The 23,321-nt window shown below is 71.3% G+C and carries 26 protein-coding genes; 18 read left to right on the top strand and 8 right to left on the bottom strand.

Annotation, left to right across the window (positions count from 1 at the left end):
* The first annotated feature begins 33 nt into the window (after positions 1 to 33).
* Complete coding sequence (locus ACFWV3_RS06520) at positions 34 to 2,703, top strand: AAA family ATPase (RefSeq protein WP_382408982.1); 2,670 nt, start codon at positions 34 to 36, stop codon at positions 2,701 to 2,703.
* Here ACFWV3_RS06520 and ACFWV3_RS06515 read toward each other — a convergent pair.
* Together ACFWV3_RS06515 and ACFWV3_RS06510 are read right to left on the bottom strand one after the other, a co-directional pair.
* Positions 2,700 to 3,446 carry an SDR family oxidoreductase gene (locus ACFWV3_RS06515; RefSeq protein WP_382408979.1) on the bottom strand — a complete coding sequence of 249 codons (747 nt, stop codon included), beginning with the start codon at positions 3,444 to 3,446 and terminating at the stop codon, positions 2,700 to 2,702. The two genes, ACFWV3_RS06520 and ACFWV3_RS06515, sit on opposite strands and share 4 nt — an antisense overlap.
* Positions 3,447 to 3,526: 80 nt before the next feature.
* Positions 3,527 to 4,390: an RNA polymerase sigma-70 factor gene (locus ACFWV3_RS06510; RefSeq protein WP_382408977.1), complete on the bottom strand. Its 864-nt coding sequence runs from the start codon at positions 4,388 to 4,390 to the stop codon at positions 3,527 to 3,529.
* Between the two features lie 68 nt (positions 4,391 to 4,458).
* Between ACFWV3_RS06510 and ACFWV3_RS06505 the strand changes: the two genes are divergently transcribed.
* The gene (locus ACFWV3_RS06505) at positions 4,459 to 4,959 is read left to right on the top strand and encodes a DinB family protein (RefSeq protein WP_382408975.1); all 501 of its coding nucleotides are present in this window, start codon (positions 4,459 to 4,461) and stop codon (positions 4,957 to 4,959) included.
* A gap of 98 nt (positions 4,960 to 5,057) precedes the next feature.
* Positions 5,058 to 5,351 carry a muconolactone Delta-isomerase gene (locus ACFWV3_RS06500; protein WP_382408973.1) on the top strand — a complete coding sequence of 98 codons (294 nt, stop codon included), beginning with the start codon at positions 5,058 to 5,060 and terminating at the stop codon, positions 5,349 to 5,351.
* Between the two features lie 63 nt (positions 5,352 to 5,414).
* Here ACFWV3_RS06500 and ACFWV3_RS06495 read toward each other — a convergent pair whose 3' ends face one another.
* Positions 5,415 to 6,323 carry a trypsin-like serine peptidase gene (locus ACFWV3_RS06495; protein ID WP_382408971.1) on the bottom strand — a complete coding sequence of 303 codons (909 nt, stop codon included), beginning with the start codon at positions 6,321 to 6,323 and terminating at the stop codon, positions 5,415 to 5,417.
* Between the two features lie 96 nt (positions 6,324 to 6,419).
* Here ACFWV3_RS06495 and ACFWV3_RS06490 point away from each other — a divergent pair, with 96 nt between their 5' ends.
* The 11 genes from ACFWV3_RS06490 to ACFWV3_RS06440 all read left to right on the top strand — a co-directional run bounded on the left by ACFWV3_RS06490 (position 6,420) and on the right by ACFWV3_RS06440 (position 15,456).
* Positions 6,420 to 7,103, top strand: a complete 684-nt coding sequence (locus ACFWV3_RS06490) for a response regulator transcription factor (RefSeq protein WP_382409375.1) — start codon at positions 6,420 to 6,422, stop codon at positions 7,101 to 7,103.
* Complete coding sequence (locus ACFWV3_RS06485; protein ID WP_382408969.1) at positions 7,096 to 8,772, top strand: sensor histidine kinase; 1,677 nt, start codon at positions 7,096 to 7,098, stop codon at positions 8,770 to 8,772. Before ACFWV3_RS06490 ends, ACFWV3_RS06485 begins: the two co-directional genes overlap by 8 nt.
* Before the next feature lie 40 nt (positions 8,773 to 8,812).
* Positions 8,813 to 9,343 (top strand): hypothetical protein, encoded by a 531-nt coding sequence (locus ACFWV3_RS06480; protein WP_382408967.1) that lies wholly within the window; start codon positions 8,813 to 8,815, stop codon positions 9,341 to 9,343.
* A gap of 50 nt (positions 9,344 to 9,393) precedes the next feature.
* Positions 9,394 to 10,362, top strand: coding sequence for a peptidoglycan-binding protein (locus tag ACFWV3_RS06475; protein ID WP_382408965.1), 969 nt, complete (start codon positions 9,394 to 9,396; stop codon positions 10,360 to 10,362).
* Positions 10,359 to 11,033: an ABC transporter ATP-binding protein gene (locus tag ACFWV3_RS06470; protein WP_382408962.1), complete on the top strand. Its 675-nt coding sequence runs from the start codon at positions 10,359 to 10,361 to the stop codon at positions 11,031 to 11,033. The genes ACFWV3_RS06475 and ACFWV3_RS06470 overlap by 4 nt, the downstream gene beginning before the upstream one ends.
* Positions 11,030 to 12,214: an ABC transporter permease gene (locus ACFWV3_RS06465; protein ID WP_382408960.1), complete on the top strand. Its 1,185-nt coding sequence runs from the start codon at positions 11,030 to 11,032 to the stop codon at positions 12,212 to 12,214. The genes ACFWV3_RS06470 and ACFWV3_RS06465 overlap by 4 nt, the downstream gene beginning before the upstream one ends.
* Before the next feature lie 73 nt (positions 12,215 to 12,287).
* Complete coding sequence (locus ACFWV3_RS06460) at positions 12,288 to 12,659, top strand: YciI family protein (protein ID WP_382408958.1); 372 nt, start codon at positions 12,288 to 12,290, stop codon at positions 12,657 to 12,659.
* Positions 12,656 to 13,846: an RNA polymerase sigma factor gene (locus ACFWV3_RS06455; RefSeq protein ID WP_382408956.1), complete on the top strand. Its 1,191-nt coding sequence runs from the start codon at positions 12,656 to 12,658 to the stop codon at positions 13,844 to 13,846. Before ACFWV3_RS06460 ends, ACFWV3_RS06455 begins: the two co-directional genes overlap by 4 nt.
* 62 nt (positions 13,847 to 13,908) lie before the next feature.
* A complete protein-coding gene (locus tag ACFWV3_RS06450) occupies positions 13,909 to 14,244 on the top strand; it encodes a VOC family protein (RefSeq protein WP_382408954.1) in 336 nt (111 codons plus the stop codon).
* A 98-nt stretch (positions 14,245 to 14,342) separates the two neighbouring features.
* Positions 14,343 to 14,993, top strand: coding sequence for a DUF4328 domain-containing protein (locus tag ACFWV3_RS06445; RefSeq protein WP_382408952.1), 651 nt, complete (start codon positions 14,343 to 14,345; stop codon positions 14,991 to 14,993).
* Positions 14,994 to 15,042: 49 nt separating this feature from the next.
* Positions 15,043 to 15,456: a MarR family winged helix-turn-helix transcriptional regulator gene (locus ACFWV3_RS06440; protein WP_382408950.1), complete on the top strand. Its 414-nt coding sequence runs from the start codon at positions 15,043 to 15,045 to the stop codon at positions 15,454 to 15,456.
* Here ACFWV3_RS06440 and ACFWV3_RS06435 read toward each other — a convergent pair.
* Positions 15,440 to 16,375 (bottom strand): NmrA/HSCARG family protein, encoded by a 936-nt coding sequence (locus tag ACFWV3_RS06435; RefSeq protein ID WP_382408948.1) that lies wholly within the window; start codon positions 16,373 to 16,375, stop codon positions 15,440 to 15,442. The genes ACFWV3_RS06440 and ACFWV3_RS06435 overlap by 17 nt on opposite strands.
* Before the next feature lie 55 nt (positions 16,376 to 16,430).
* Positions 16,431 to 16,793 carry a winged helix-turn-helix transcriptional regulator gene (locus tag ACFWV3_RS06430; protein ID WP_382408946.1) on the bottom strand — a complete coding sequence of 121 codons (363 nt, stop codon included), beginning with the start codon at positions 16,791 to 16,793 and terminating at the stop codon, positions 16,431 to 16,433.
* 92 nt (positions 16,794 to 16,885) lie between these two features.
* On the opposite strand from ACFWV3_RS06430, the gene ACFWV3_RS06425 reads away from it, so the two are divergent.
* Both ACFWV3_RS06425 and ACFWV3_RS06420 read left to right on the top strand, forming a co-directional pair.
* Complete coding sequence (locus tag ACFWV3_RS06425; RefSeq protein WP_382408944.1) at positions 16,886 to 17,275, top strand: RidA family protein; 390 nt, start codon at positions 16,886 to 16,888, stop codon at positions 17,273 to 17,275.
* Positions 17,276 to 17,356: 81 nt separating this feature from the next.
* Positions 17,357 to 17,776: a hypothetical protein gene (locus tag ACFWV3_RS06420; RefSeq protein WP_382408942.1), complete on the top strand. Its 420-nt coding sequence runs from the start codon at positions 17,357 to 17,359 to the stop codon at positions 17,774 to 17,776.
* A 34-nt stretch (positions 17,777 to 17,810) separates the two neighbouring features.
* On the opposite strand, the gene ACFWV3_RS06415 is transcribed toward ACFWV3_RS06420, so the two are convergent.
* Positions 17,811 to 18,176, bottom strand: a complete 366-nt coding sequence (locus ACFWV3_RS06415) for an SPW repeat protein (RefSeq protein ID WP_382408940.1) — start codon at positions 18,174 to 18,176, stop codon at positions 17,811 to 17,813.
* Between the two features lie 76 nt (positions 18,177 to 18,252).
* Between ACFWV3_RS06415 and ACFWV3_RS06410 the strand changes: the two genes are divergently transcribed.
* Both ACFWV3_RS06410 and ACFWV3_RS06405 read left to right on the top strand, forming a co-directional pair.
* Complete coding sequence (locus tag ACFWV3_RS06410) at positions 18,253 to 18,894, top strand: class I SAM-dependent DNA methyltransferase (RefSeq protein ID WP_382408938.1); 642 nt, start codon at positions 18,253 to 18,255, stop codon at positions 18,892 to 18,894.
* Positions 18,895 to 18,946: 52 nt separating this feature from the next.
* Positions 18,947 to 19,978, top strand: a complete 1,032-nt coding sequence (locus tag ACFWV3_RS06405; protein ID WP_382408936.1) for an FAD-dependent oxidoreductase — start codon at positions 18,947 to 18,949, stop codon at positions 19,976 to 19,978.
* Here ACFWV3_RS06405 and ACFWV3_RS06400 read toward each other — a convergent pair.
* Positions 19,975 to 20,481 (bottom strand): SRPBCC domain-containing protein, encoded by a 507-nt coding sequence (locus ACFWV3_RS06400; protein WP_382408934.1) that lies wholly within the window; start codon positions 20,479 to 20,481, stop codon positions 19,975 to 19,977. The genes ACFWV3_RS06405 and ACFWV3_RS06400 overlap by 4 nt on opposite strands.
* A 112-nt stretch (positions 20,482 to 20,593) precedes the next feature.
* A complete protein-coding gene (locus ACFWV3_RS06395; protein WP_382408932.1) occupies positions 20,594 to 23,317 on the bottom strand; it encodes an AbfB domain-containing protein in 2,724 nt (907 codons plus the stop codon).
* Between the last annotated feature and the right edge of the window lie 4 nt (positions 23,318 to 23,321).

Genomic DNA, 23,321 nt, shown 5'->3' with positions numbered 1-23,321 from the left:
CCTGGTCACCCCCTGGCCCGTAGGCTCGGGCCCGTGTCGGACGATCTCCTGGGCAGGCGCACCGAGGGCGAGACGCTGGACCGGTTGCTCGTGCGGGCGCGGTCCGGCGCCGGGCAGGTGCTGGTGCTGCGCGGGGAGGCCGGGATCGGCAAGACCGCGCTGCTCGACCAGGTGTCGGCGCGGGCGGCGGGGTTCCGGGTCGCGCGGGCGGCGGGGGTCGAGTCCGAGAGCGCGTTCCCGTACGCGGGGCTGCACCAGCTGTGCGTGCCGTTCCTCGACCGGCTGGACCGGCTGCCCGCACCGCAGCGGGAGGCGCTCGGCACGGCGTTCGGGCTGGCCTCCGGGCCCCGGCCGACGCGGTTCATGGTGGGCCTCGCGGTGCTGACGCTGCTCGCCGAGGTCGCCGACGAACACCCGCTGGTGTGTCTGGTCGACGACGCGCAGTGGCTCGACTCGATGTCGTCGGCGGTGCTCGGGTTCGTCGCCCGGCGGCTGCTGGCCGAACGGATCGCGCTGGTCTTCGTGCTGCGCGAGGGCAACGACTACCTCGACGGCCTGCCGGAGCTGGTCGTGCGCGGCCTGGACGACGCCGACGCCCGCGCGTTGCTGCGGTCGGTGATCCAGGGGCCGGTGGACGGCCGGGTGCGCGACCGGATCGTCGCCGAGTCGCGGGGCAACCCGCTCGCCCTGCTGGAGCTGCCCCGCGCGTGGACCGCGGCCGAGCTGGCGGACGGGCTCGACGCCGAGCCGCTGACCAGCCGCATCGAGGCCGGGTTCGTGCGGCAGATCGAGGCACTGCCCGCCGACACGCGCCTGCTGATGCTCACCGCCGCCGCCGAACCGCTCGGCGACGCCACCCTGCTGTGGCAGGCGGCGGGCCTGCTCGGGCTGGGCGCCGACCCCGCGGCCGCCGCGCTGGAGACGGGCCTGGTCGAGCTCGGCGCGCGCGTCCGGTTCCGGCACCCGCTGGTGCGGTCCGCCGCCTACCGCTCGGCGTCCACCGCGGACCGCCTGCGCGTGCACCGGGCGCTGGCCGACGTGACGGACGCGGCGATCGACCCGGACCGGCGCGCCTGGCACCGCGCCCAGGGCACCGCCGCACCGGACGAGGAAGTGGCAGCGGCGCTGGAGAACACGGCGTCGCGCGCTCAGGCCCGTGGCGGACTGCTGGCCTCCGCCGCGTTCCTCGAACAGGCCGCGGTGCTCACGCCGTCCCCCGCCCTGCGCGCGTCACGCGAGCTGGCCGCCGCACGGGCGAAGCGCGACGCGGGTGCGTTGGAAGCGGCGTTGAGGCTGCTCAGCGCGGTCGAGGCCGGTCCGCCCGACGAACGCCGCAGCGCCGAGGTCGAGCACCTGCGCGGCCACATCGCGTTCGACCAGCGCCGGGTGGCCGACGCCGCGCCGTTGCTCTTCAGCGCGGCCCGCAGGCTGGCCCCGTTCGACGCCGACCTGGCCCGCGAGACGCACCTGGAGGGCCTGTCCGCCGCGATCTGGGCCGGCGCGCCCCTGGCCGACGCGGCCCGCACCGCTCCCCCGCCGCGCACCCCGCCGTGTGCGCTGGACCTGGTCCTGGAGGCGCTGACCACCCGCATCACGTCGGGCTACACCGCCGCCGTCCCGCTGATGCGCGAGGCGTTGGACGCGGTGCGCGCGGTGAAGGTGGGCACGGACGACGTCAGCCGTGCGCCGTGGCTCTTCGGCAACCGCGCGGGCGGCATCGTGGCGAGCGAGATGTGGGACTTCGACGCGCGCCGGGCGTTCGCCCAGCAGCAGGTCCGCCTGTCCCGCGACGCCGGTGCGCTGGTGCAGTTGCAGTTCGCCCTGAACTTCCTGGCGGACAACGAGCTCCTCGCCGGCGAGACGGCCGCCGCGGACGCGTTGATCGACGAGGACCTCCGGATCTCGGAGGTCACCGGCGCACCGTCCGTCGGGTACGCGGTCCTGCTGCGGGCGGCCTACCGCGGCGAGGACCGCTTCGGCGAGGCCCGTGAGACGGCTTTGGCTGCCGGGCAAGGACGTCTGGCGGTGATCTGCGACTGGGCCGCCGCGATCCTCCACAACGGACAGAGCCGGCACGACCTGGCCCGTGACGCGGCTCTGCGCGTGTTCTCGTCGGACTCCCTGGGGTACAGCTGCCTGGTCGCCTCGGAGCTCGCGGAGGCCGCGTCACGAGTCGGCGACCCCGGTTTGGTTTCGGCGGCACTGGAACGGTCTGCCGAGTGGGTCGACACCGACTGGTCGCTGGGGCTGAAGGCACGTCTGCGCGCGTTGAACGGCTCTCCCGAGGACTTCCGCGAGTCGATCTCCTGCTTCGAACGGACGCCGCTGAAGCCCGAACTGGCCCGCGCCCACCTGCTCCACGGCGAGTGGCTGCGCCGCGAGGGTCAGCGCGTCGAGGCCCGCGACCACCTCCGCACGGCCCACGAGATGCTGGTGTCGTGCGGGATGACCGCCTTCGCCGACCGCGCGGCACGGGAGCTGCACGCGACCGGCGAGACGGCCCGCAAGCGCACCGCCGAACCGACCGACGAGCTGACGGCGCAGGAGTACCAGATCGCGCGGCTGGCGCGGGAGGGGTACTCGAACCCGGAGATCGGGACGCGGTTGTTCATCAGCCCGCGCACGGTGGAATGGCACCTGCGCAAGGTGTTCGGGAAGGTCGGGGTGACGTCGCGGCGGCAGTTGCGCGACGCGAAGTTCTAGTTCCCGGCGGCGAACCAGTCCTCCAGGCTGGTCGGCTGCAACTGCGCGCCCTCGTTGGGCACCAGCTGCTTGCCCGTCAGCAACGTCCCGAAGTACTGCGCCTCCGGGTCCCCGACGACCTCTCGTTCGTCCTTGCGCTGAGCCAGCACGGCCCGGACCCACCCGTCCATGGTGAGCTCCTCCGGCCCACCGATCTCCAGCACACCCCCGACCGGCTCGGAGGCGGCAACACGCGCCACCACCGCGGCCACGTCGGACGCCGCGATCGGCTGCACGCCACCGTGCGGCAGGCGCACCACCCCGTCCGCGGTGGCCGAGTTCGCGATCGCGCCCGCGAACTCGAAGAACTGCGTGGCGCGGACGATCGAGTACGTGAGCCCGGACTCGCGGATGAGCTTCTCCTGCGCCACCTTCGCGCGCAGGTAGCCGGACTCGGGCAGCTCGTCCGTGCCGACGATCGACAGCGCGACGTAGTGGCCGACGCCGGCCTCCGCGGCGGCCTCGGTCAGGTTGGTGGTGGCGGTGGTGAAGAAGGCCAGGACGTCGTCGTCGGCGAACGACGGCGAGTTCGACACGTCGACCAGCACGTCGGCGCCCGCCAGCACCTCCCGCACGCCCTCGCCGGTCACCGTGTTCACGCCGCTGTTCGGCGACGCGGGTACGGCGTCGTGGCCGTGTTCGCCGAGCAGCTTCACGACCTGGCTGCCGATCAACCCGGTGCCGCCGATGACAACGATCCTCATGGGGTCCGTCCCTCTCGATTACCCGCCCGTCGCGGGTGTTCACGAGCTAAGACCGGACAGCCCGCCGAGTTGTGACAGCCCTACCGGAACGCGCCCAGCTTGGACGGGTTGACCAGCCACATCACCTGGTCGATGCCCTCGGCGGACGCCGTCACGGTGATCACCGCGAAGGTGCCGGAGCCGTTGCGCAACCGGACCGCCCACTGGCCGTTGGCCTCGACGTACGACACGTCCGCGCCGGCCCAGAAGCCCGGTGCCCAGGCCGCGAAGATCCTGGCCACGGTCGCCGCACCGACGAGTGGACGGCCCGCCGCCCGCACCACGCCGTTGCTGTCGGAGTAGCTCACGACGTCCTGCGCGAACAGCTCCTCCAGCGCCGCCAGGTCGCCCGCCTGCGCGGCCGCCACGAACGCCTCCAGCAGTTTGCGCTGGTCAGCGCGTTCCACCGGGGCGCGACGCTCGTCGGCGAGGTGTTTGCGGGCCCTGCTGACCAGCTGCCGGGTCGCGCCCTCGCTGGTCTGGACGATCTCGGCGATCTCCCGGTACGGGTAGTCGAACGCCTCGCGCAGCACGTACGCGGCCCGTTCCGTCGGCGTCAGCTTCTCCAGCAGCACCAGCACCGCGAGCTCCAGCACCGCACCCTGCTCGGCACCGACCTGCGGGTCCGCCGCCGTGTCGACGGGTTCGGGCAGCCACGGCCCGACATAGGTCTCGCGGCGCGCACGGGCCGTCTGCGACTCGTTGATGGCCAGCCGGGTGATCGCCGTCGCGAGGTACGCCTCGGGGTTGTGCACGGCGGCGCGGTCGGCGAGCTGCCAGCGCAGCCAGACCTCCTGCACCAGGTCCTCGGCGTCGGCGACGCTGCCGGTCATGCGGTAGGCGATGCCGAACAGCCTCGGCCGGGCCGCCGCGAACACCGACTGGGCCTGGTCGAGTGAGGTCATGCCGCCACCGTAGCGCCGCGCGGACAATCCGGGTGCGCGAGATCAACTGCACGCTCAGACTGGGCGGCGTGACCCGACCAGAACCGCCCCTGACCGCCGGCGAGCGCGAGACCCTCCGCGCGTTCCTCGACTTCCACCGCGCCACCCTCGCGATGAAGTGCGAGGGCCTGTCCGACGACGACCTGCGCCGCCGCTCGATGCCGCCGTCCACGCTCACGTTGCTCGGCCTGGTCCGGCACATGGCGGAGGTCGAGCGCACCTGGTTCCGCAAGGTCCTCAACGGTGAGGACATCCCGCTGGTGTGGTCCGACGCCGGTGACTACCAGGTCGCCTACGACGCCTCCGGTTCGAGCAGGTCGGAGGCGTTCGAGGCGTGGCAGACCGAGGTGGAGCACGCCCGCCGGATCGAACGCGAGGCCGAGTCGCTCGACGTGACGGCCTACCAGCCGCGCTGGGACGCCGACGTGTCGCTGCGGCTGGTGATGCACCACCTGTGCCACGAGTACGCGCGGCACAACGGCCACGCGGACTTCCTGCGCGAGGGGATCGACGGCGTCACCGGCGCTTGAGTCCACAGTGGACCTTGCGACGAACTCCGCATCAAACGCGGTGTGGCGGGTATTCCCGTGCACAGCGCCGCGACGAGGCGGCGGGTCCACACCAGGAGGTGACCGTGCTCTTCCATGTCCGCATGGACGTTTCGCTGCCCCACGACCTCGATCCCCACCGCCGCACCGAACTGGTCCAGGCGGAGAAGGACCGGATGCTGGAGCTGCAGAACCTGGGGGTGTGGCCGCACCTGTGGCGCGTGGTCGGGCACAACAGCACCATCGCGGTCCTGGACGTGCCGTCCAACGACGAGCTGCACGCGTTCCTGTCGTCGTTACCGCTGTGGGAGTTCACGCGCGTCGAGGTGACGCCGCTCGCGACCCACCCGTCGGACGTGGACGCCCAGCCCTGACCCTCCGCGGCGGATGACCGCGACCGGCGCTCGCGGACCGGCCGCGAGCGCCGTGCGGTCACGTCAGCCCACCGACGCCCGCTGGTACAGCGGAGCCGTGATCTTCCACGTGAACTGCGGCCCGCCGAGGTGCCGCACGCCCTCGCCCGGCGGCACCCACTGCCCGTCGGCGAGGTGGAAGCTCTGCGTGTTCACGCCCACCACCGCGCCACCGCTGATCCTCGGGCCGCCGCTGGCGCCGCCGCCCATGTCGCACGGCACGCCCCACTGGTTCTCCTCCGGCGGCGACTCGGGGAAGCCGGGGTTGGGCGCCGGCGTCCCCCAGCACCGCGCGAGCCGCTGACCGGTGAACTCCGGCCGGCCCTGGTGGCCGGGCTGCCCGGCGGCGCGCGGGTAGCCGTACTCCTGCGCCGGCCGGTCACCGGGCCTGCCGAACGCGATGTTCTCGCTCACGTCCGCTGGCCGGTCCAGCACGAGGAACGCCTGGTCGTACTCGGACTGCTGGTCGTCGGAGATCCAGGTCTGGTTCACCAGGGCCTTGCGCACCACGAACTGCCCGAACGGCCGGGCGCCGTCGCGGAAGCCCGGTACGAAGAGCAGCTTGGTGTGCCACCGCGGGTCCTCGCCGATGAGGTTCGCCGTGTGCACGCAGTGGCCGCCGGTCACCGCCGTGCGCTTGTTAGCGCTCACGACGATCGTGGCCGTGCAGCTCGAGTCCTCGCCGTCGCGGTCGACGAAGAACAACCGTCCGATGGTGCGGCTGACCGGGCCCGGAGCGCCGGTCGGGTCGTCCACGGCGGGTGTTCCGGGTGGGGCGGCCGGACCGGTCGGCATCGCCGCGATCCGGTCCGGGGTCCAGTAGTCCGCCACGCCGGCGGTGTCCAGGTCGTGCACGACGACGGCGGAGGGAGCGGCCGCTGCCACGCCCGGAACGCCGAGGAGCAGCAGCGCAACCACGCTGAGTGTTCGCATGTCATGACCGTGGCAGCCAGTTGTGAGGATCTTGTTCGGATGAGGTCCTCATCCCGTGCGGCGGCCGGAGCGGTGACTATGTTGCGACGCATGGGCATGTGCGTGCTGGTGGCCGAGGACAACGTCATGCAGGCCGACATGCTCGGGAGGTACCTGCGCCAGGAGGGCTACCGGGTGCGGATCGTCCACGACGGCACCACCGCGCTCGACGAGGTCCGCCGCGACCCGCCCGACCTGCTGCTCCTCGACGTGATGATGCCCGGGATGGACGGTCTGGAAGTGGTGCGCACGTTGCGCAACGAGTCGGACGTCCCGGTGCTGATGCTCACCGCGAGGTCCACAGAGGACGACCTGCTGCACGGCCTCGACCTCGGTGCGGACGACTACGTCACCAAGCCCTACAGCCCGCGCGAGCTGATGGCGCGCGTGCGCACGTTGCTCAGGCGCGTCCACCGCACCGGCACGGGTGGCGGCATCGTGCTCGGCGAGCTGCGGATCGACGCCGAACGGCACGAGGTGGACATGCGCGGCAGTGCCGTCGAGTGCACCGCGTCGGAGTTCCGCATCCTGCACACCATGGCGGCGAGCCCCGGCCGCGTCTTCAGCCGCGCGCAGCTGCTCAGCGCGGTGCACGGGCTCGACGGGTACATCACCGCCCGCACGATCGACGCGCACGTCATGAACCTGCGCAAGAAGATCGAGGCGCAGCCGCGCAGGCCCGCGTACCTGCTGACCGTGCACGGCGTCGGCTACAAGCTGGTGGACGGGTCCGGTGCATAGCGTGCTGGCGCGGCTGCTGGCGGCGTCCGTGCTCGTCGCGCTCTGCTCGATCACCGCGACGGCCTGGCTGGCCGCGCAGAGCACGTCCACGTCGATCCGGCAGGAGCTCGGCGCCGCGCTGGCGGGGGACGCCGCTACCTACCGGGCGCTGGTCGCGTTCGCCGTCGAGCACCGCGACTGGAACGGCGTGGCGCTGCCGCAGAGCACCCGCCGGCTGATCCTCACCACGGCGGACCGCAAGGTCATCGCCGACACCGGCACGAACCTCGACCCCGGCCAGCTGCCCGCCGTGCCGTCCGCGGTGATCGACCCGCTGGAGCTGGACCTCGCCCAGGCCCAGGACGCGCCCGCCGACCGGATCGACCCGCGGGTCACCGGCCCGTTCGTGCTCACCGACCGCGAGAGGGGCAGCCTGGCGCTGGACGCGGAGCTCTACACCGCGCGCTGCCGAGGCGCCGCGCAGGCCGAGGAGGTGCGGACGACGGCCTGGGGCCGCCCGATCGTGACCGTGGACAGGACCGGACCGGCGCCCACTACCGCCGCCTGCACCGAGGCCCAGGAGCGGTTGAGCACGCTCACACTGGGCGAGTCCGCCGCGTTCAACGACCTCACCGCGCTGTTCGAGACCTGCCTGAGCCAGCGCGGCCTGCCCGCCGAACAGCTCAGGATGAACACCGCCTGGCAGCCGGTCGCCGCCAACATCGAATGCCTCGGGAACGCCCGCCGTTCGCAGCTGCGGCCGTACGTGGCACCGCCCGCGCTGCTGTTCGTCACGGACGCGGCCGGGAGGACGACCCAGGCGACCGTCGTGAAGTTCGACGCCGGCAGGGTCGTGCTGGTCGCCGCGGTGGTGCTGGTCCTGACCGCCGGGGTGAGCCTGGCGGTGGCGCTGCGCCTGACCAGGCCGCTGCGCACGCTCACCGCCGCCGCCGAACGGCTGCGGGACGGCGCCGACGCCCGTGTCGACATCTCCTCCCGCAGCGAGATCGGCCAGCTCGCGCGGGCGTTCAACGACATGGCCGCCCACCGGGCCCGCATCGACGCCCAGCGCAAGGCCATGACCAGCGACATCTCGCACGAGCTGCGCAACCCGCTCGGCACGATCCGCAGCTGGCTGGAAGGCGCGCGGGACGGGATGGTCGAGCTCGACCGCACGACGCTGAGCTCGTTGCTCGACGAGGCGCTGGTGCTCCAGCACCTGGTCGACGACCTGCAGGACCTCGCCCTGGCGGACGCGGGCGAGCTGCGGCTGCACCCGGAGCCCGTCGACCTGCGGGAGCTGTTCGACCAGCTCGTCGCGGCGCATCCCGGTCTGGTCGCGGAGGGCGGCGGGGTCGTGACCGCCGATCCGGTGCGGCTGCGGCAGGTCCTCACCAACCTCGTGACGAACGCGTTCCGCTACACGCCTTCCGGCGGGACGGTCCGCCTCGCCTCGGCGGAAGGCACGATCACGGTCAGCGACACGGGGTCCGGCATCTCGGCGGAGGACCTGCCGCACGTGTTCGACCGGTTCTGGCGCGCGGACCGCTCCCGCACCCGCGACACGGGTGGCAGCGGGCTCGGTCTCGCGATCGTCCACGCGTTGGTGAGCGCTCACAACGGCACCGTCACCGTGGACAGCGCGGTGGGCCGCGGCACCACGTTCACGATCACGTTGCCCGAACGCTGAGCGCACATCCTCCCCACAACTGCCCGGCAGCATCGCCGGCATGAAAACCAAGCTGGTGATCGGCGCCGTGCTGCTGCTGTCGGCGTGCGGCCAGACCGCACCTCCCGCGGCGTCGAACGTCGCGTCCCTGCAGTCCTCCGGTGCCGTCGCGCCGTCGTCCGCCGCGACGCCGCCGGACGACGGGCAGCCGCGCCTGCGCATGGACATGACCGAGGAGGAGAAGCAGCGGTTGTACGACGCTCACACCGCCTGCCTCGCCGAGAAGGACCCGAACGCGACCACCTACGGCAACGTCCCCGCACCGGCCGGCCGCAAGCAGTACAGCGACGAGGCGTGGAAGGCGTGCGCGAAGACGTGGCCGCTGCCGCCGTGGGAGATGGACTCGCGGAACCCGACGTTCGCCGACAACTGGCACAAGAACGTCCAGTGCATCAACAGCCGCGGCATGAAGGTCATCGAGACCGAGCCCGGCAGCTGGACCTACGACGGCGAGCAGACCCTGCCGGAGGACCAGCGCCGCAAGATCGAGGAGGACTGCGAGCAGGAGGTCTTCGGCGGGGGCCGCAAGTGAGGCGGTGGCTCGTCACCGGAGCTGTGGCCGTCGTCGCGGTAGGTGGGGTGGTGGCGTTCACCTGGACGCGCAGCGCTCCCGCCCAGCCGTCCGCGCCGCCGGCACCCAAGACCGTCGCCGTGGTGAAGACCGACCTCACCGATGTGCGGGAGTTCAAGGCGGTGCTGGGTTTCGGCGCCTCGCAGCAGGTGACCGGGCGCCGCGCGGGCACGCTCACATGGCTCCCCTCCCCCGGCACCGCCGTGGACCGCGGCCAAGCTCTGTACAAAGTGGACAACCGGCCGGTGTGGCTGTTCTCCGGCGACACTCCGTTGTGGCGCAAGCTGGACGCGGCCGGTCTGAAGGGCCCGGACGTCAAGATCCTGAAGGACAACCTGGGTGCGCTGGGCTACCGGCTCGGCGGTGCGGCCGACGAGCTGACACCGGCGACCATCGACGCCGTCAAACGCTGGCAGAAGGCCGAGAAGGTCGACCAGAGCGGCGTGATCGAGCCGGGTGACGTGGTCGTGCTGCCCGCGAAGGTCCGTGTCGAGGCGGTCACCGCGAAGCTCTCGGCGTCCGGCGAGGGGCCGCTGATGACGGTGACCGCCACCGGCAAGGCCGTCGCCGCGTCCGTCGACGCCCGGCAGGCCGAGGTGTTCGCGAAGGACCAGAAGGTCACCGTCGTGCTGCCCAACGGCACCGAGGTGCCCGGCACCGTCCGCGCGGTCAGCACCGACGCCGAGCAGGAGAAGAACGGCACCGGCGAGGAGGTCCCGACGATCGCCGTCGACATCGGTCTCGACGGCGAGGCGGGCTTCGACTCCGGCCCGGTGCGCGTGCGGCTCACCAGCACGGCGCGCAAGGGCGTGCTGGCCGTGCCGGTGACGGCGCTGCTGGCGTTGCGCGAGGGCGGCTACGCGGTGCAGACCGCCGCCGGACAACTGGTGGCAGTCAAGACGGGTCTCTTCGCCGGTGGGCTCGTCGAGATCAGCGGCGGCGGGCTCGGCGAGGGCCTCCAGGTGGTGACGACGTCATGACCCCGGTGCTGCGGATCGTCGACGCCGTCAAGGAGTACGCGGGCGGTGTCCGTGCGCTCGACGGCGTGTCCCTGACCTTGCACGCGGGCGAGGCGGTGGCGATCGTCGGCCCGTCTGGGTCGGGGAAGTCGACGCTGCTCAACCTGCTCGGCACGCTGGACCGGCCGTCGAGCGGTGCGGTCGTGCTGGACGGCCACGACATCTCGGCGCTGTCCGACCGGCGGCTGTCGGCGTTGCGGGGACGGCGGATCGGTTTCGTGTTCCAGCAGTTCCACCTGGCCGACGGCCTGACCGCGCTGGAGAACGTGGCGACGGGCCTGCTGTACGCGGGCACCCCGCGCAAGTGGCGCGCGGCGATGGCGGCGGAAGCGCTCACCCGCGTCGGGTTGGCGCACCGGGTGAAGCACCGGCCGCACGAGCTCTCCGGTGGTGAACGCCAACGCGTCGCCATCGCGCGGGCCGTGGTGAACCGTCCGGCACTGGTCCTGGCCGACGAACCGACCGGCGCGCTGGACACGGCGACCGGGCGCGCGGTGCTGGACCTGTTGCTGGACCTCAACTCCGAGGGCACGACGCTCGCGGTGATCACGCACGACCGCGACGTGGCGGCGCGGCTGCCGCGGCAGGTGGAGATCAGGGACGGCCGGATCAGGGCGGAGGTGGCGATGTGAGCGCCAACCCGACCCGCCTGAGCCCCGTCGACCTGGTGCTCCTCGGCCTGTCGCCGCTGCGCACCCGTCCGTTGCGGGCCGTCCTCTCGGCGCTCGGCATCTCGATCGGCATCGCGACCCTGGTGGTCGTCACCGGCATCCCCGCCTCCAGCCGGGCTGCCCTGATGGAGGAGTTCGCCGCCCTCGGCACCAACCTCCTGCGCGCCGAGGCCGCCCCCGGCGCGCACGACGAACCGGCGTCGCTGCCACCCGACTCGGTCGCCATGGCCGCGCGCATCGGCCCGGCCGAGCAGGTCAGCGCGGTCGCCAACACCCACGCCGTGGTCCGCCGGTCCGACCGGGTCGCGGAGTCGGAGACGTCCGGCCTCACGGTGCTCGCCACGCGGCTCAACCTCCTCGGCACCATCAACGGCCACGTCCGCACCGGCACGTTCCTCACCGAGGCCACCGAGCGGTTCCCGGCCGTCGTGCTGGGCGACGTCGCCGCCACCAGGCTCGGCGTGACCGCCCCTGACACCCAGGTCCGGATCAACGACACGTGGTTCACGGTGATCGGCGTCCTGGACCCGCTCCCCCTCGCGCCCGAGGTCGAACGGTCGGCGCTGGTCGGCTGGGAGGCCGCGCGCCAGCTCGGCTTCGATGAACGACCCACCGTGCTGTACCTGCGCGTGCAGGAGGCGGCGATCGACGACGTGCGCGCGGTGCTGCCGCCGACCGTGCACCCGCAGCAGCCGTCGCAGGTGCGGGTGAGCAGGCCGTCCGACGCGCTCACGGCCAAGCGTCTGACCGAGAACACCTTCTCGGCGTTGATGCTCGGTCTGGCCGGAGTGGCGCTGATCGTGGGCGGCATCGGCGTGGCGAACACGATGGTGATCTCCGTGCTCGAACGCAAGCGCGAGATCGGCCTGCGGCGGGCGTTGGGCGCGAACCGCGGGCACATCAGGACGCAGTTCCTCACCGAGTCGGTGGTGCTGTGCCTGCTCGGCGGCGTGGCCGGGGTGCTGCTCGGCCTGCTGGGGACGGCCGGCTACGCGGTCGCGCACGGCTGGCCCGCGGTCGTCCCCACCGGGACGGTGCTGGCGGGGCTCGGCGCGGCCGTGGTCACCGGGGTGGTCGCGGGCGTCTACCCGGCGGTCAGGGCCTCGCGGCTGACCCCGACGGAGGCGCTCGCCGCGCCGTGAAAAACCGCGCGTGTTCGAATGTCGAGTTCCAGAGGCCTCGTTCGTCCTCGGACCGACGACTGGAGGACACGCCGTGCACTACATGTTTCTCATCTACAACTGCGAGGACCGCCCGAAGCCGGGCCACCCGGCGTTCGAGGAGGTCCTCGGCAGGGTGAACGCGTTCGCCGACGAGTGCCGGCGGCGGGGCGTGTTCGTGGCGGGCGACCCGCTCAAGCCCGTCAGCACGGCCACGACCGTGCGGGTGCGGGAGGGCAGGGCGCTGCTGACCGACGGGCCGTTCGCCGAGACGCACGAGCACCTCGGCGGCTACTACCTGCTCGACTGCCGCGACCTCGACGAGGCGCTGGAGCTGGCGGAGATGTGCCCGCAGGCCCACTTCGGCGCCACGATCGAGGTGCGCCCGCTCGACCACATCCCCGGCCTGAACCACGGGGTGGCATGAGCGACCTCGCGTCGGCCGCGGTCGAACGGGTGTACCGCGAGCACCGGACGAGGATGCTCGCGGCGCTCGTGCGGGCGCTCGGTGACTTCGAGCTGGCCGAGGACGCGCTGCAGGAGGCGTGCTCGCAGGCGTTGCGGAGGTGGCCGCGCGCGCAGGTGCCCGACGACCCGTTCGCCTGGCTGCTCACCGTCGCCCGCAACCACGCCCTGGACCGGCTGCGGCACGCGCGCATGGCCCGCGCGAAGCTGCCGGAACCGCCCCCGCCGGTGGTGATGAGCGAGAAGCAGCTGGTCTCGCTGGGCGACGAACGGCTGAGCCTGATCTTCACCTGCTGTCACCCCGCGCTCGCCGAGGACGCGCGCGTCGCGTTGACCCTGCAGGCGGTCGCGGGGTTCACGGCCGCGCAGATCGCCAGGACGTTCCTCGTCGCCGAGCCCGCCCTGGCCCAGCGCCTGGTCATGGCCAAGCGCAAGATCCGCGACGCCGGCATCACGTTCGAGGTGCCCGCGGACCACCTGCTGCCCGAACGCCTGCGGGGCGTGCTGGCGGTGCTCTACCTGATCTTCACCCGCGGCTACACCACCGCGTCCGGTCCGCTGCGGGCGGAAGCATTGCGACTGGGCAAACTCGTGGCAGCACTGATGCCCGACGAACCCGAGGCGCACGGCCTGGTCGCGTTGATGCTGCTGCACGACTCCCGCAGCGCCGCGCGGTTTTCGGCCGGCGGCGACGTCGTGCTGCTGGAGGACCAGGACCGGACGCTCTGGAACGTGGACGAGATCTCCGAAGGCATGGCGCTGCTCGACCGCGCGCTGCGGTTCGGCTCGCCGGGCCCGTACGTGCTGCACGCCGTGATCGCCGCGCTGCACGTGCAGGACCCGGTTGACTGGGACCGGATCGCCGCGCTGTACGCCGAACTCCTCGCGGTGGCACCGACTCCGGTCGTCGAGCTCAACCGCGCGGTGGCGGTCGCGATGTCGTCGGGGCCTGCCGTCGGCCTGGAGTTGGTCGACGGGATCCGCGGGCTCGGCTCGTACCACCTGTGGCATTCCGCCCGTGCCGACCTTCTGCGGCGGCTGGGGCGGGTCGACGAAGCCGTTGTGGCGTATCGGATCGCGCACGAGCTTGCGGTGAGTTCCGCTGATCGCCGGTTTCTCGCAGGACGGCTGAAAAACCTCGGCGGCTGATGTCGAGTTCGCCCGCCTTCGTTCGTCCTTCGCTCACAACGGCAACCGAAGGAGCGATCGACATGTCCGGACACGTCAACTGGTTCGAGCTGCCCGCCGACGACACCGAGAAGGCACGTGCGTTCTACGCGGGCGTCTTCGGCTGGGAGACCAGCCGGATGGGCGAGGACTACCACTTCGTCACCAACGGCGCGGCGGGTGCGATCGCCGTGCGGGACGCGCAGCTCAACCAGCCCCGGATCTACTTCCACACCACGGACATCGACGCGTCCGTGCGCCGGATCGCCGAGCTGGGCGGCAAGAGCGACGACGTGCAGTCCGTGCCCGACGTCGGCCGCATCGCGCACTGCACCGACGACCAGGGCACGCCGTTCAGCCTGTACGAGCCGCGGAGCTGACGCGTGGGCGGCCCGCCGTGGAATACGGCGGGCCGCTCAACCGAATCACCCCCAGGGAGCGTCCTGATGTCACCAGGATCGTTTGCCAGGGGGAAAACATGGAACACTTCAGACCCGTGGGCCGGCTCGGCCGCGCTGCCACCGCACTCGTCGGGCTCGCCGCCGCCGGCCAGGTGGTCGTCACCACCGCCGACTGGCTCACCTACACCACCGTCCGCGACTACCGCGCCGGCTTGGACGTCGCCTGGGTCGCCGTCGACAGGTTCGGCGTCGTGGCCGGCTTCGGGTCGTTCCTGCTGACGCTCGCCACGGCCGTCGTGTTCGTCATCTGGCTGCACGCCGCACGTGTCAACGCCGAGCTCGTCACCCCGGCCGCCGAGCACCGCCGCAGCCGCGTCTGGGTCTGGCTGGGCTGGATCGTGCCGGTCGTGAACCTCTGGTTCCCGAAGCAGGTCGTCGACGACGTCTGGCGCGCCAGCGACCCGCGCCAGCAGGACGTGCCGTTGCGCCGGCGGGTGCAGGACCGGCTGGTCACCCGGTGGTGGTTCGCCTTCCTGATGATGTCGATCTTCAGCAACAGCTACCTGCGCAGCTACAACAGCGACGGGTCGTGGACCACGGGGACGTTCCTCAACGAGGCCGTGCTGTCCACCATCTCCACCGCCGCGGGGATCGCCGCCGCCGTGCTCGTGGCCCAGGTGGTGCGCCGGATCTCCGAGTTCCAGAGCGCGCCGGTGCCGCTCGCCTGAGTCGTCCGTCCTCTTCGGACTCGCACGCCGACGGGTTACCATCTGCCGCATGTCGGACGTCGGCGTGCTCTCCGCGCACCTGCTCTCGGTGTTCCAGAAGGACCTGTTCACCCGCCTCGCCGCGGCGGGCCACGAGCAGCTGCGCCCGCGGCACGGCGCCGTCATGGCCTACCTCGGCCGCGACGGCTCCCGTGCGAGTGAGCTGTCCGAGCGGTCCGGGCAGCACAAGCAGGTCATCGGCACGCTGATCGACGAGCTGGAGCGCCTCGGTTACGTGACGCGGCAGCCGGATCCCGCCGACCGGCGCGCGAAGCTCGTCGTCCCGACCGACCGCGGCCGCGACCAGATGGTCCAAGCGCGCGCGATCATCGACGACATCGAGGCCGGGTTCGCCCGTCAGGTCGGACCGGAGCGGTTCGCCGCGTTCAAGGCGGTGTTCGCGGAGATCACCGGCCGATCGTGATCTCCTCGCGGTGCGCCGCGAGGAACTCCTGCAGCGTCAGCCACGTCGGCACGATCGCGCGCGTCTCCTCCGTGTCGCGGCGCGGGAGGATGTGGTGGGAGAACTCCGCGTAATACTGAAACATGTTGCCGAGCTCTTCCGCCGCGGGGAAGCCGAGCGCGCGGAAGTCGTTGTGCGACAGGGGTTCGTACTTCACCGGCTCGCCCAGCACCTCGCTGAACGCCGCCGCGACCTCCTCGCCGGTGAGGTGCTCGGTGCCGAGGCCGATCGTCCGCCCGATGGTCTCCGGCCGCCGGAAGACGCTGAGCACGGCCTTGCCGATGTCCTCGGAACCGATGCCGGAGATCTTGGACGAGCCCATCGGCAACGTCAGCGACAGCGCGCCGTCAGCCGAGCGCCGGACCTGGCCGTGCAGCAAGTTGTTCCAGTAGAACGACATCCGGACGTACGTCGTCGGCAGGCCGGCCTCCGCGAACACCGCGTCGGCCTCGCCGCCCTTCACGTCGAAGTGCGGCACCTTGTACTTCTCGTCGAGCGTCGGCATGCGGTCGTCGTCGAGCGAGATGGCCTCGCGGGTGTCCTCCAGCGTCGACCACACCACGTGCCGCAGCCCGTCCGCGGCGGCGACGAGGTTGCGGACCTCCTCCATCTCCTTGGCCGCCGACAGGTGCGTGAAGAACGGCGTCACCAGGTACGCACCGTAGGCCCCGTCGAACGCCTTGCGCAGGCTCTCCACGTCGTAGAGGTCCGCCGCGACGACCTCGGCGCCCAGCGCGGCGAGCTTCTTCGCCGCCTCCGACTCCGTGCCGCGGGTGAGCGCCCGCACCGCGAACTCCCCGTCCGCCAGCAGCGCCCGCGCCACCGCGCCGCCCTGTTCGCCGGTCGAGCCCACCACGGCAATGATCTTCTTCTCGGTCATGACTCCACCATATAGTCATGATTAGTGACTATCAAGTTGAGTGACCAATGCCGCATCACCCGCCGAAGCGCCGGCGCGCCGCCTCTATCTCCCCCAGGTACCGGGTCGTCCACTGGCACATCGCGTCCACGGTGACCCGCAGCGCCTGCCCCGGCTCGGTCAGCGTGTAGTCGACGCGCGGCGGCACGGTCGGGTGCACCACGCGCTCCACCAGGCCGTTGCGCTCCAGCAGCCGCAGGTTCTGCGTCAGCATCTTGTGGCTGATGCCGTCGACCTCGTTCTTCAGCTCGGTGAAGCGCTTGGTGGAGTCGCCGATGGTCTCGACGATCAGCAGCGCCCACTTGTTCGCGACGTCCGAGAAGATCTCGCGCGCCAAGGAGTCCGCACGCGCCAGATCCCCGCTGAGCTGCTTGCTCACCTTGTGGTTCCTCACTCACGAAAAAGTGCGTTCTTCCAGGTCGCCGCCCACTCTCCTACGGTGACCGAGTAACCACAAGAGAGGAAGAACCCATGGCCGTCACCCTCCTCAACGCCGAGGGACTCCCGGAGATCGACGTCTACCACCACGTGGCGGTGGCCACCGGGTCGAGGACGATCTACCTCGCCGGCCAGGTCGACTGGAGCGGCGCGCCGGACCTCGCGTCCCAGGTCGAGAACGCGTACGTGAACGTGCACACCGCCCTGAAGGCGGCCGGGGCCACGTTCGACGACCTCGTGCGAGTCCGGATGTTCGTCGTGGACTGGACGCCCGACCAGATGCCGGAGCTGCTGAAGGGCATCGAGAACGCCAGGACCAGGCTCGGCGGGACCGCAAAGCCGCCGGCCTCGCTCATCGGCGTCGCCGCGCTCGACGTGCCGGAGCACCGGGTCGAGATCGAGGCGGTGGCCGTCCTGGACTGATCACGGGACTGATCCCCGGGACCGATTTACCGGCGGCTAACCGGCACCGCGCACGCTCCTCCACGACACGAGAGGAGCACCATGCGCAAGATCCTGGCCGCGGGCGCCGTCGCGGCCGCGGCGGCAGGCCTGCTGGGCACCGGCACCGCCCACGCCGAGACCAACCCCGCCTGCCCGAGCGCGTCGCAGATCGGGTCGACGGCGTACGTGAAGAACGGCGGCACGACCGTCGCGTCGGTCAAGCAGTACGCCGGTTGTGGCCGGAACTACTCCTACGTCTACGTGTGGGACTCGTGGATCTCCAGCCACGGCAGGGACTTCACGCTTCGCACGTACGTCCAGACGCCGCCGAACCTGACGCACGGCTACAAGACCGGCGCACGCGGCCAGCGCGAGCTGTGGTCCGGTGCGGCGGACACCCTCGACAAGTGCACGCGTACGCACGGCGAGGTGGACGGGAGCAGCTACTTCCTGTCCGCCAAGACCGGCGAACGCTGCTGATCCCGCGAGTGGGCCCGGCGGCACCGCGCCGGGCTCACCTCCGCATGGTGATCAGCAACGCCAGGCCCGCGGACAACGCGATCACGCCGCCGACGACGAGCTGGTTGAGCCAGACGACGGAGTTGCCGCCGTCCGAGCGGATCAGTGCCGCGCCCACGAGCCACAGCGCCAGGGCGATCGTGATGTGCCGGACGAGCGGCACGTCCAGCGGCGCCATCGCCCGCACCATGCCGAGCAGCATGATGACCACGCCCAGCCCCATCGACACCCAGTACGGCCGGAAGGCCTGCGACGAGGCACCGAAGTGCAGGACCGGCGGAGCGGCGATCAGCCACACCCCGGCCAGGAACGCGGCGACGCCGGCCCGGCTCTCGAAGGTTCGTCCGTGAAGATCTTGCACGCGAGCAATTTTCACCTCCAACCGGGCCAAAGGGAACAGTCATTCGTGCCGGAACTCACGGTCTAGGGTCTCGAACGTGATCGAGCAGTCCGACACCAAGGCCGCGTACGACGCCGTCGCCGGCCTCTACGCCGAGCTCTTCGGCGATGTCCTGAAAACCCTGCCGATGGAACGAGGAGTGCTGGCCGCGTTCGCCGAGATGACCGACGGTCCCGTCGCCGACCTCGGCTGCGGTCCGGGGCACCTCACCGCGCACCTGGCGGGGCTCGGTCTGGACGCCTTCGGGGTGGACCTCTCCCCCGAGATGGTCGCGCTGGCCAGGAAAGCGCACCCGGACCTGCGGTTCGACGTGGGCACGATGACCGCGCTCGACATCGAGGACGGCGCGCTGGGCGGCATTCTCTCGTCGTACTCGCTCATCCACACGCCACCCGACGACCTGCCGGTCGTGTTCGCCGAGTTCGAGCGGGTCCTGCGGCAGGGCGGCCACCTCGTCCTCGGCTTCTTCGCGGGCGACGACCCCGAGCCCGAACCGTTCGACCACAAGGTCACCCTCGCGTACCGCTGGTCGCCCGACACTCTCGTGGTCCTGTTGCGCCACGCGGGTTTCACCGAGATCGCGCGGATGCGGCGCGAGCCGCACGAGGACGAGCGGCCGTTTCAGCACGTGCACCTGCTGGTGCGCAAGGGGTGTGGAGATACCGTGCAGATCCCGTGAAGGTGTTGCGGGAAAGCAACTGCCGCACAGGCAGGCGGTCCTACCGTCGGGCATGGAAACCGTGGACGTGCTCGTCGTCGGCGCCGGGCTGGCCGGTCTCACCACCGCGCGCCTGCTCGCGGAGGCAGGCCTCGACGTGGCCGTGTGCGAACGCAGGACGAGCCTGGAGACGGGCATCCGCACCACCGGCATCTTCGTCCGGCGCACGCTGACCGACTACGAGCTGCCGCACCTCGGCCCGGCGGTCCGCCGGGTGCTGCTCCACCCGCCGTCACACCGGAACCCGGTCGAGCTGGTGAGCACGCGCGACGAGTTCCGGGTGGGCGACATGGCCGGCATCTACGCCCAGGCGGTGCGCGACGCCGAACGCGCCGGAGCACAGGTGAACCTGAACGCCGGCTACCCGGCGAGGTCGACCAGGGCGCGCTTCACCATCGGCGCGGACGGCGCCCGCTCGACCGTCGCCAGGAAGCTCGGCCTCGACGTGAACCGGCGGCTCATCACCGGCATCGAGGAGGTCTACCCGGTCGAGACCGGCTCCACGCCGACGTTCCACTGCGTCGTGGACCCGCACCTCGCGCCCGGCTACATCGCCTGGGTCGTTGACGACGGCGAGCACGCCCACGTGGGCCTGGCCGGTCGTGCCGACCGCTTCACCGCACCGCTTCCCCAGCTGCTGCAGCGGTTCCGCGACAGCTTCCCCACCCCAGAACCCACCGGCCCGGTCCGGCGGCGCGGCGGCCCGATCCCGGTCGGCGGCCTGCTGCGCCGGATCGTGTCGCCGCAGGGCCTGCTGGTCGGCGACGCGGCGGGCGCGGTCTCCCCGCTGACGGCCGGCGGGCTCGACCCGTGCATGCGGATGTCCGAGCTGGCCGCGTCCGTGACGTTCGACTATTTGCGCAGTGGCAACAGGTATGTGCTGGAGCACTACGACGGCGGGGCCATGCGCCGCCGATACCTGCTGCGCTCGCAGTTGCGGCGCGGGCTGGCGTCCGTCCGGCATCGGAGCATCGCCGAGCTGGCGTTCACGGCGCTGCGCACGCCACCGGGAAAGGCTGTGGCGAAACGGATCCTGTTCACCTAGCCCGACTCGGCGACGCGCTTCAACGCCGCGTTCTCCGCCTGCATCCCGTCCTTCAACGCCCTGCCGATGACCAGGTCCGCTCCCCCGGACAACACCCCGTCGACCAGGATCTCGTTGGACAGCAACACAGTCCCGTCAGGCTGCGACGTCAACGTCCGGCACCGCTGCGCGTAGACGAACCAGGCGTTCCACCCGGCGTCCTTCCAGCAGAACCGCTGCCCCGGCACGCCGTTGAGCACCGTGTGCTTCGCGGCCATCTTGATGGACCCGAGCATCACGTCGACCTTCACCTCGTCGCCCGGCGAGGTGCCGCCCGCGGCCTTCACCACCCACGGGTTCCAGCGCTCGTACCCGGAGAAGTCGGTGATGAGACCGTAGATCCGTTCCGCGGGCGCGGAAACGACCGTGTCGACCCGGTAGACCACCGACTGCGGGCCCGGCTCACGAGGGTCCAGCGGAGCACCGGTCGCCACCATCGCTAGGACCAGACCAGCTGCCAGCACGAGACCACCTCGACCAACGGGAACGCCGGGACGCAGACGTGAGAAACCTACACGTTTGCGTCCCGGCGGTCATCGGCCGTTCAGTCGCCTCCCCGAGCAGGGGCGGGTCCTTCTACGGCGCCCAGGGCGAGCTGACGGCCCAGCTCGTGTCCTGGCTGTACGAACCGGGGTTGTCGTACGCGTGCGCGCCGCCGTTCGAGGCGACCCACACCTCCTCCGCGTAGTGCCGGACGGCGGTGCCGAACTCGTTGAACGACTCCAGCCGGACGCCACCCGTGCCCTGCTGCGCGCAGAACGTTGCGTCACGCCGGAAGAGGTCGGTGTTGTCGTTCGTGCCGAGCTGGACCCGGTAGTTCGCGTGCCGCAGGAACTGGCCGGGGAAGTTGCGGGACTCGAGCGAGTAGCAGGTCGGCTCGGCGAGCCCGCGCCGGACGACGAACGTCGCGTCCGACTTGGTGGTGGCGTCGCTGGAGGAGTTCACGACGTCGGTGCGTGCCAGCGAGTCGCGGTGCCGCAGGTAGCGGTCCGTGAGCCCGGAGTTGGTCACCTGGAACGAGCGGGCCTGGTCCAGGGGCAGCTCCGCGCCGCTGCGGAACAACGCGACGCTGATCGCCCACGTCGTGTCCGCGGCGAAGGAGTTCGCCGTGTCCCAGGGGTTCGAGCCGCCCTGCCGTGCCAGGTAGACGTTCGAGTTGTAGTGCCGCACGAACGCACCGGGGATGTTGTACGACTCCAGCGCGGTTCCGCCGGAGCCTTCCCTGGCGCAGAACGTGGCGTCACCGCGGAACAACGCGCTGCCGTCGTTCGTGTCCTTGCGCAGCACCGAGTTCGCGTGCCGCAGGAACTGGCCGGGGAAGTTCCGCGACTCGAACGACAGGCACGACGAGCTGGCCAGACCCGGACGCACGAGGTACGTGGCGTCCAGCCGGCCGGTGTCGTCGGTGATCACGTCGGTGCGCGCCACGCCACCGGAGTGCCGCAGGTAGCGGTCGGTGTAGCCGGTGGTGGTGACGCGCAACGAGACCACCTCGTCCGGTCCCACCGCCGTGCCGCGCGCGATCGCGAGCACCTTGTTGTTGATGTCCCGCACCCGCGACTCGGTCATCTTCAGGACCTGCCGGTCGTAGGTGTAGAACCCGTTGACCTCGTTCTCGACGTCGTACGGTTCGGTGTAGACGGACGCGGACAGCCCGCGCGTGTGGATCATCCGCGCGACCTGCTTCGCCACCTCCTCGTACCGCTTGGTCAACGACGTCTCGTCGGGGTACAGGGCCCCGTAGGCGAAGCCGGCGCCCGGCTGGTACTCGTGACCGGTGACCCGGCGGCCGAGACCGCCGAACTCGCCGAGCATCGCGACCCGGTTCGAGTCGGGCGTGCGCGTGGCCGTCGTGATCTGGTAGTGGTGGTCGTCGATCACGTCGCCGTTGCCGGGGTCGGGATCCGAGACGCAGCAGTTGGAACCCGAGTTGTGGTTGATCAGGCGGGTGTTGTCGATCGACCGGACCAGGTTGACGATCCGGCCGGCGTCGTACTCGCCCCAGCCCTCGTTGAACGGCACCCACTGCACGATCGACGTGATGCCCTTGAGCTGGTCGATGATCCGGCGCAGCTCCGACTCGTAGTTGGCGTGCGAGTTCGGCACCTCGTCGACCGAGTCGACGGCCGGCATGTCCTGCCACACCATCAGGCCCAGGCGGTCGGCGTGGTAGAACCAGCGCGCCGGCTCGACCTTGATGTGCTTGCGGACCATGTTGAAGCCCAGCGCCTTCTGGCGTTCGAGGTCGAACCGCAGGGCCTCGTCGGTCGGCGCGGTGTAGATGCCGTCCGGCCAGTAGCCCTGGTCGAGCGTGCCCTGCTGGAAGACGAACTTCCCGTTCAGCAACGGCCGCATGACGCCGCCGACCATCGCCTTGCCGAGCGAGCGCATGCCGAAGTAGCCGACGACGGAGTCACCGCTGCCCAGCGTCACGCGCAGGTCGTAGAGGAACGGGTCGTCCGGCGACCAGAGCCGGGCGTTGGGGACCGGGACGCGCAGCGACGTGCCGGTGGTGCCCGTCTGGGTGCCGACGACCACGCCACCGCTGAGCACCTGCGCCGTGACGCTCTGGCCGGAGGTGCCCTGCACGACCAGGTCGAGCGCGCCCGCGGCGACGTTCGGCGTGGTGTCGAGGCGCGTGATGCTGGCCGCGCGCACCGGCTCCAGCCACACGGTCTGCCAGATGCCGGACGAGGCGGTGTACCAGATCCCGCTCGGGTCACGGCGTTGCTTGCCGATCGGGTACCGGCTGCCGTCGATCGGCGAGCTCACGCCGACCACGATCTCGTTCGTGCCCGCGATGAGAGCGGACGTGATGTCGAACGAGAACGCGTCGTAGCCACCGGTGTGCGTGCCGACCTGCCGGCCGTTGACCCAGACCCTCGTCTCCCAGGTCACCGCGCCGAAGTTCAGCTTCACGTTCCGGCCGCTCCACGCGGACGAGATGCTGAACGTGCGGCGGTAGAACATGTTGTCCTCGTGCCGCTTGATGCCCGACAGGGCGGACTCGATCGGGTACGGCACGAGGACGCCTTCGGCCAGTGGCCTGCCGATCGGCGGGTTGTTCAGGTTCGACGCGCCCGCGAACTCCCAGACGCCGTTGAGGTTCTGCCACTCGGGTCGCTGCAGCTGGGGACGGGGGTACTCGGGCAGCGCGTTCGCCGGCGACACCTGGGAGGTCCAGGGGGTCGCCAGCGGAGGGGTCTTGGGGACCCACTCCGCCGCGTGCGCCGCTGTCGGCGTCAGGAAGGACAACGTGATCAGGGTGGAGACCAATACGCCCAGGACGCGTCTGGTCATGATG

This window comes from Lentzea sp. NPDC059081, from assembly GCF_042738015.1.
Taxonomy (GTDB): Bacteria; Actinomycetota; Actinomycetes; order Mycobacteriales; family Pseudonocardiaceae; genus Lentzea.
Note: the sequence above shows the minus strand (reverse complement) of the source record. Positions and strands in the feature narration are given on the sequence as shown.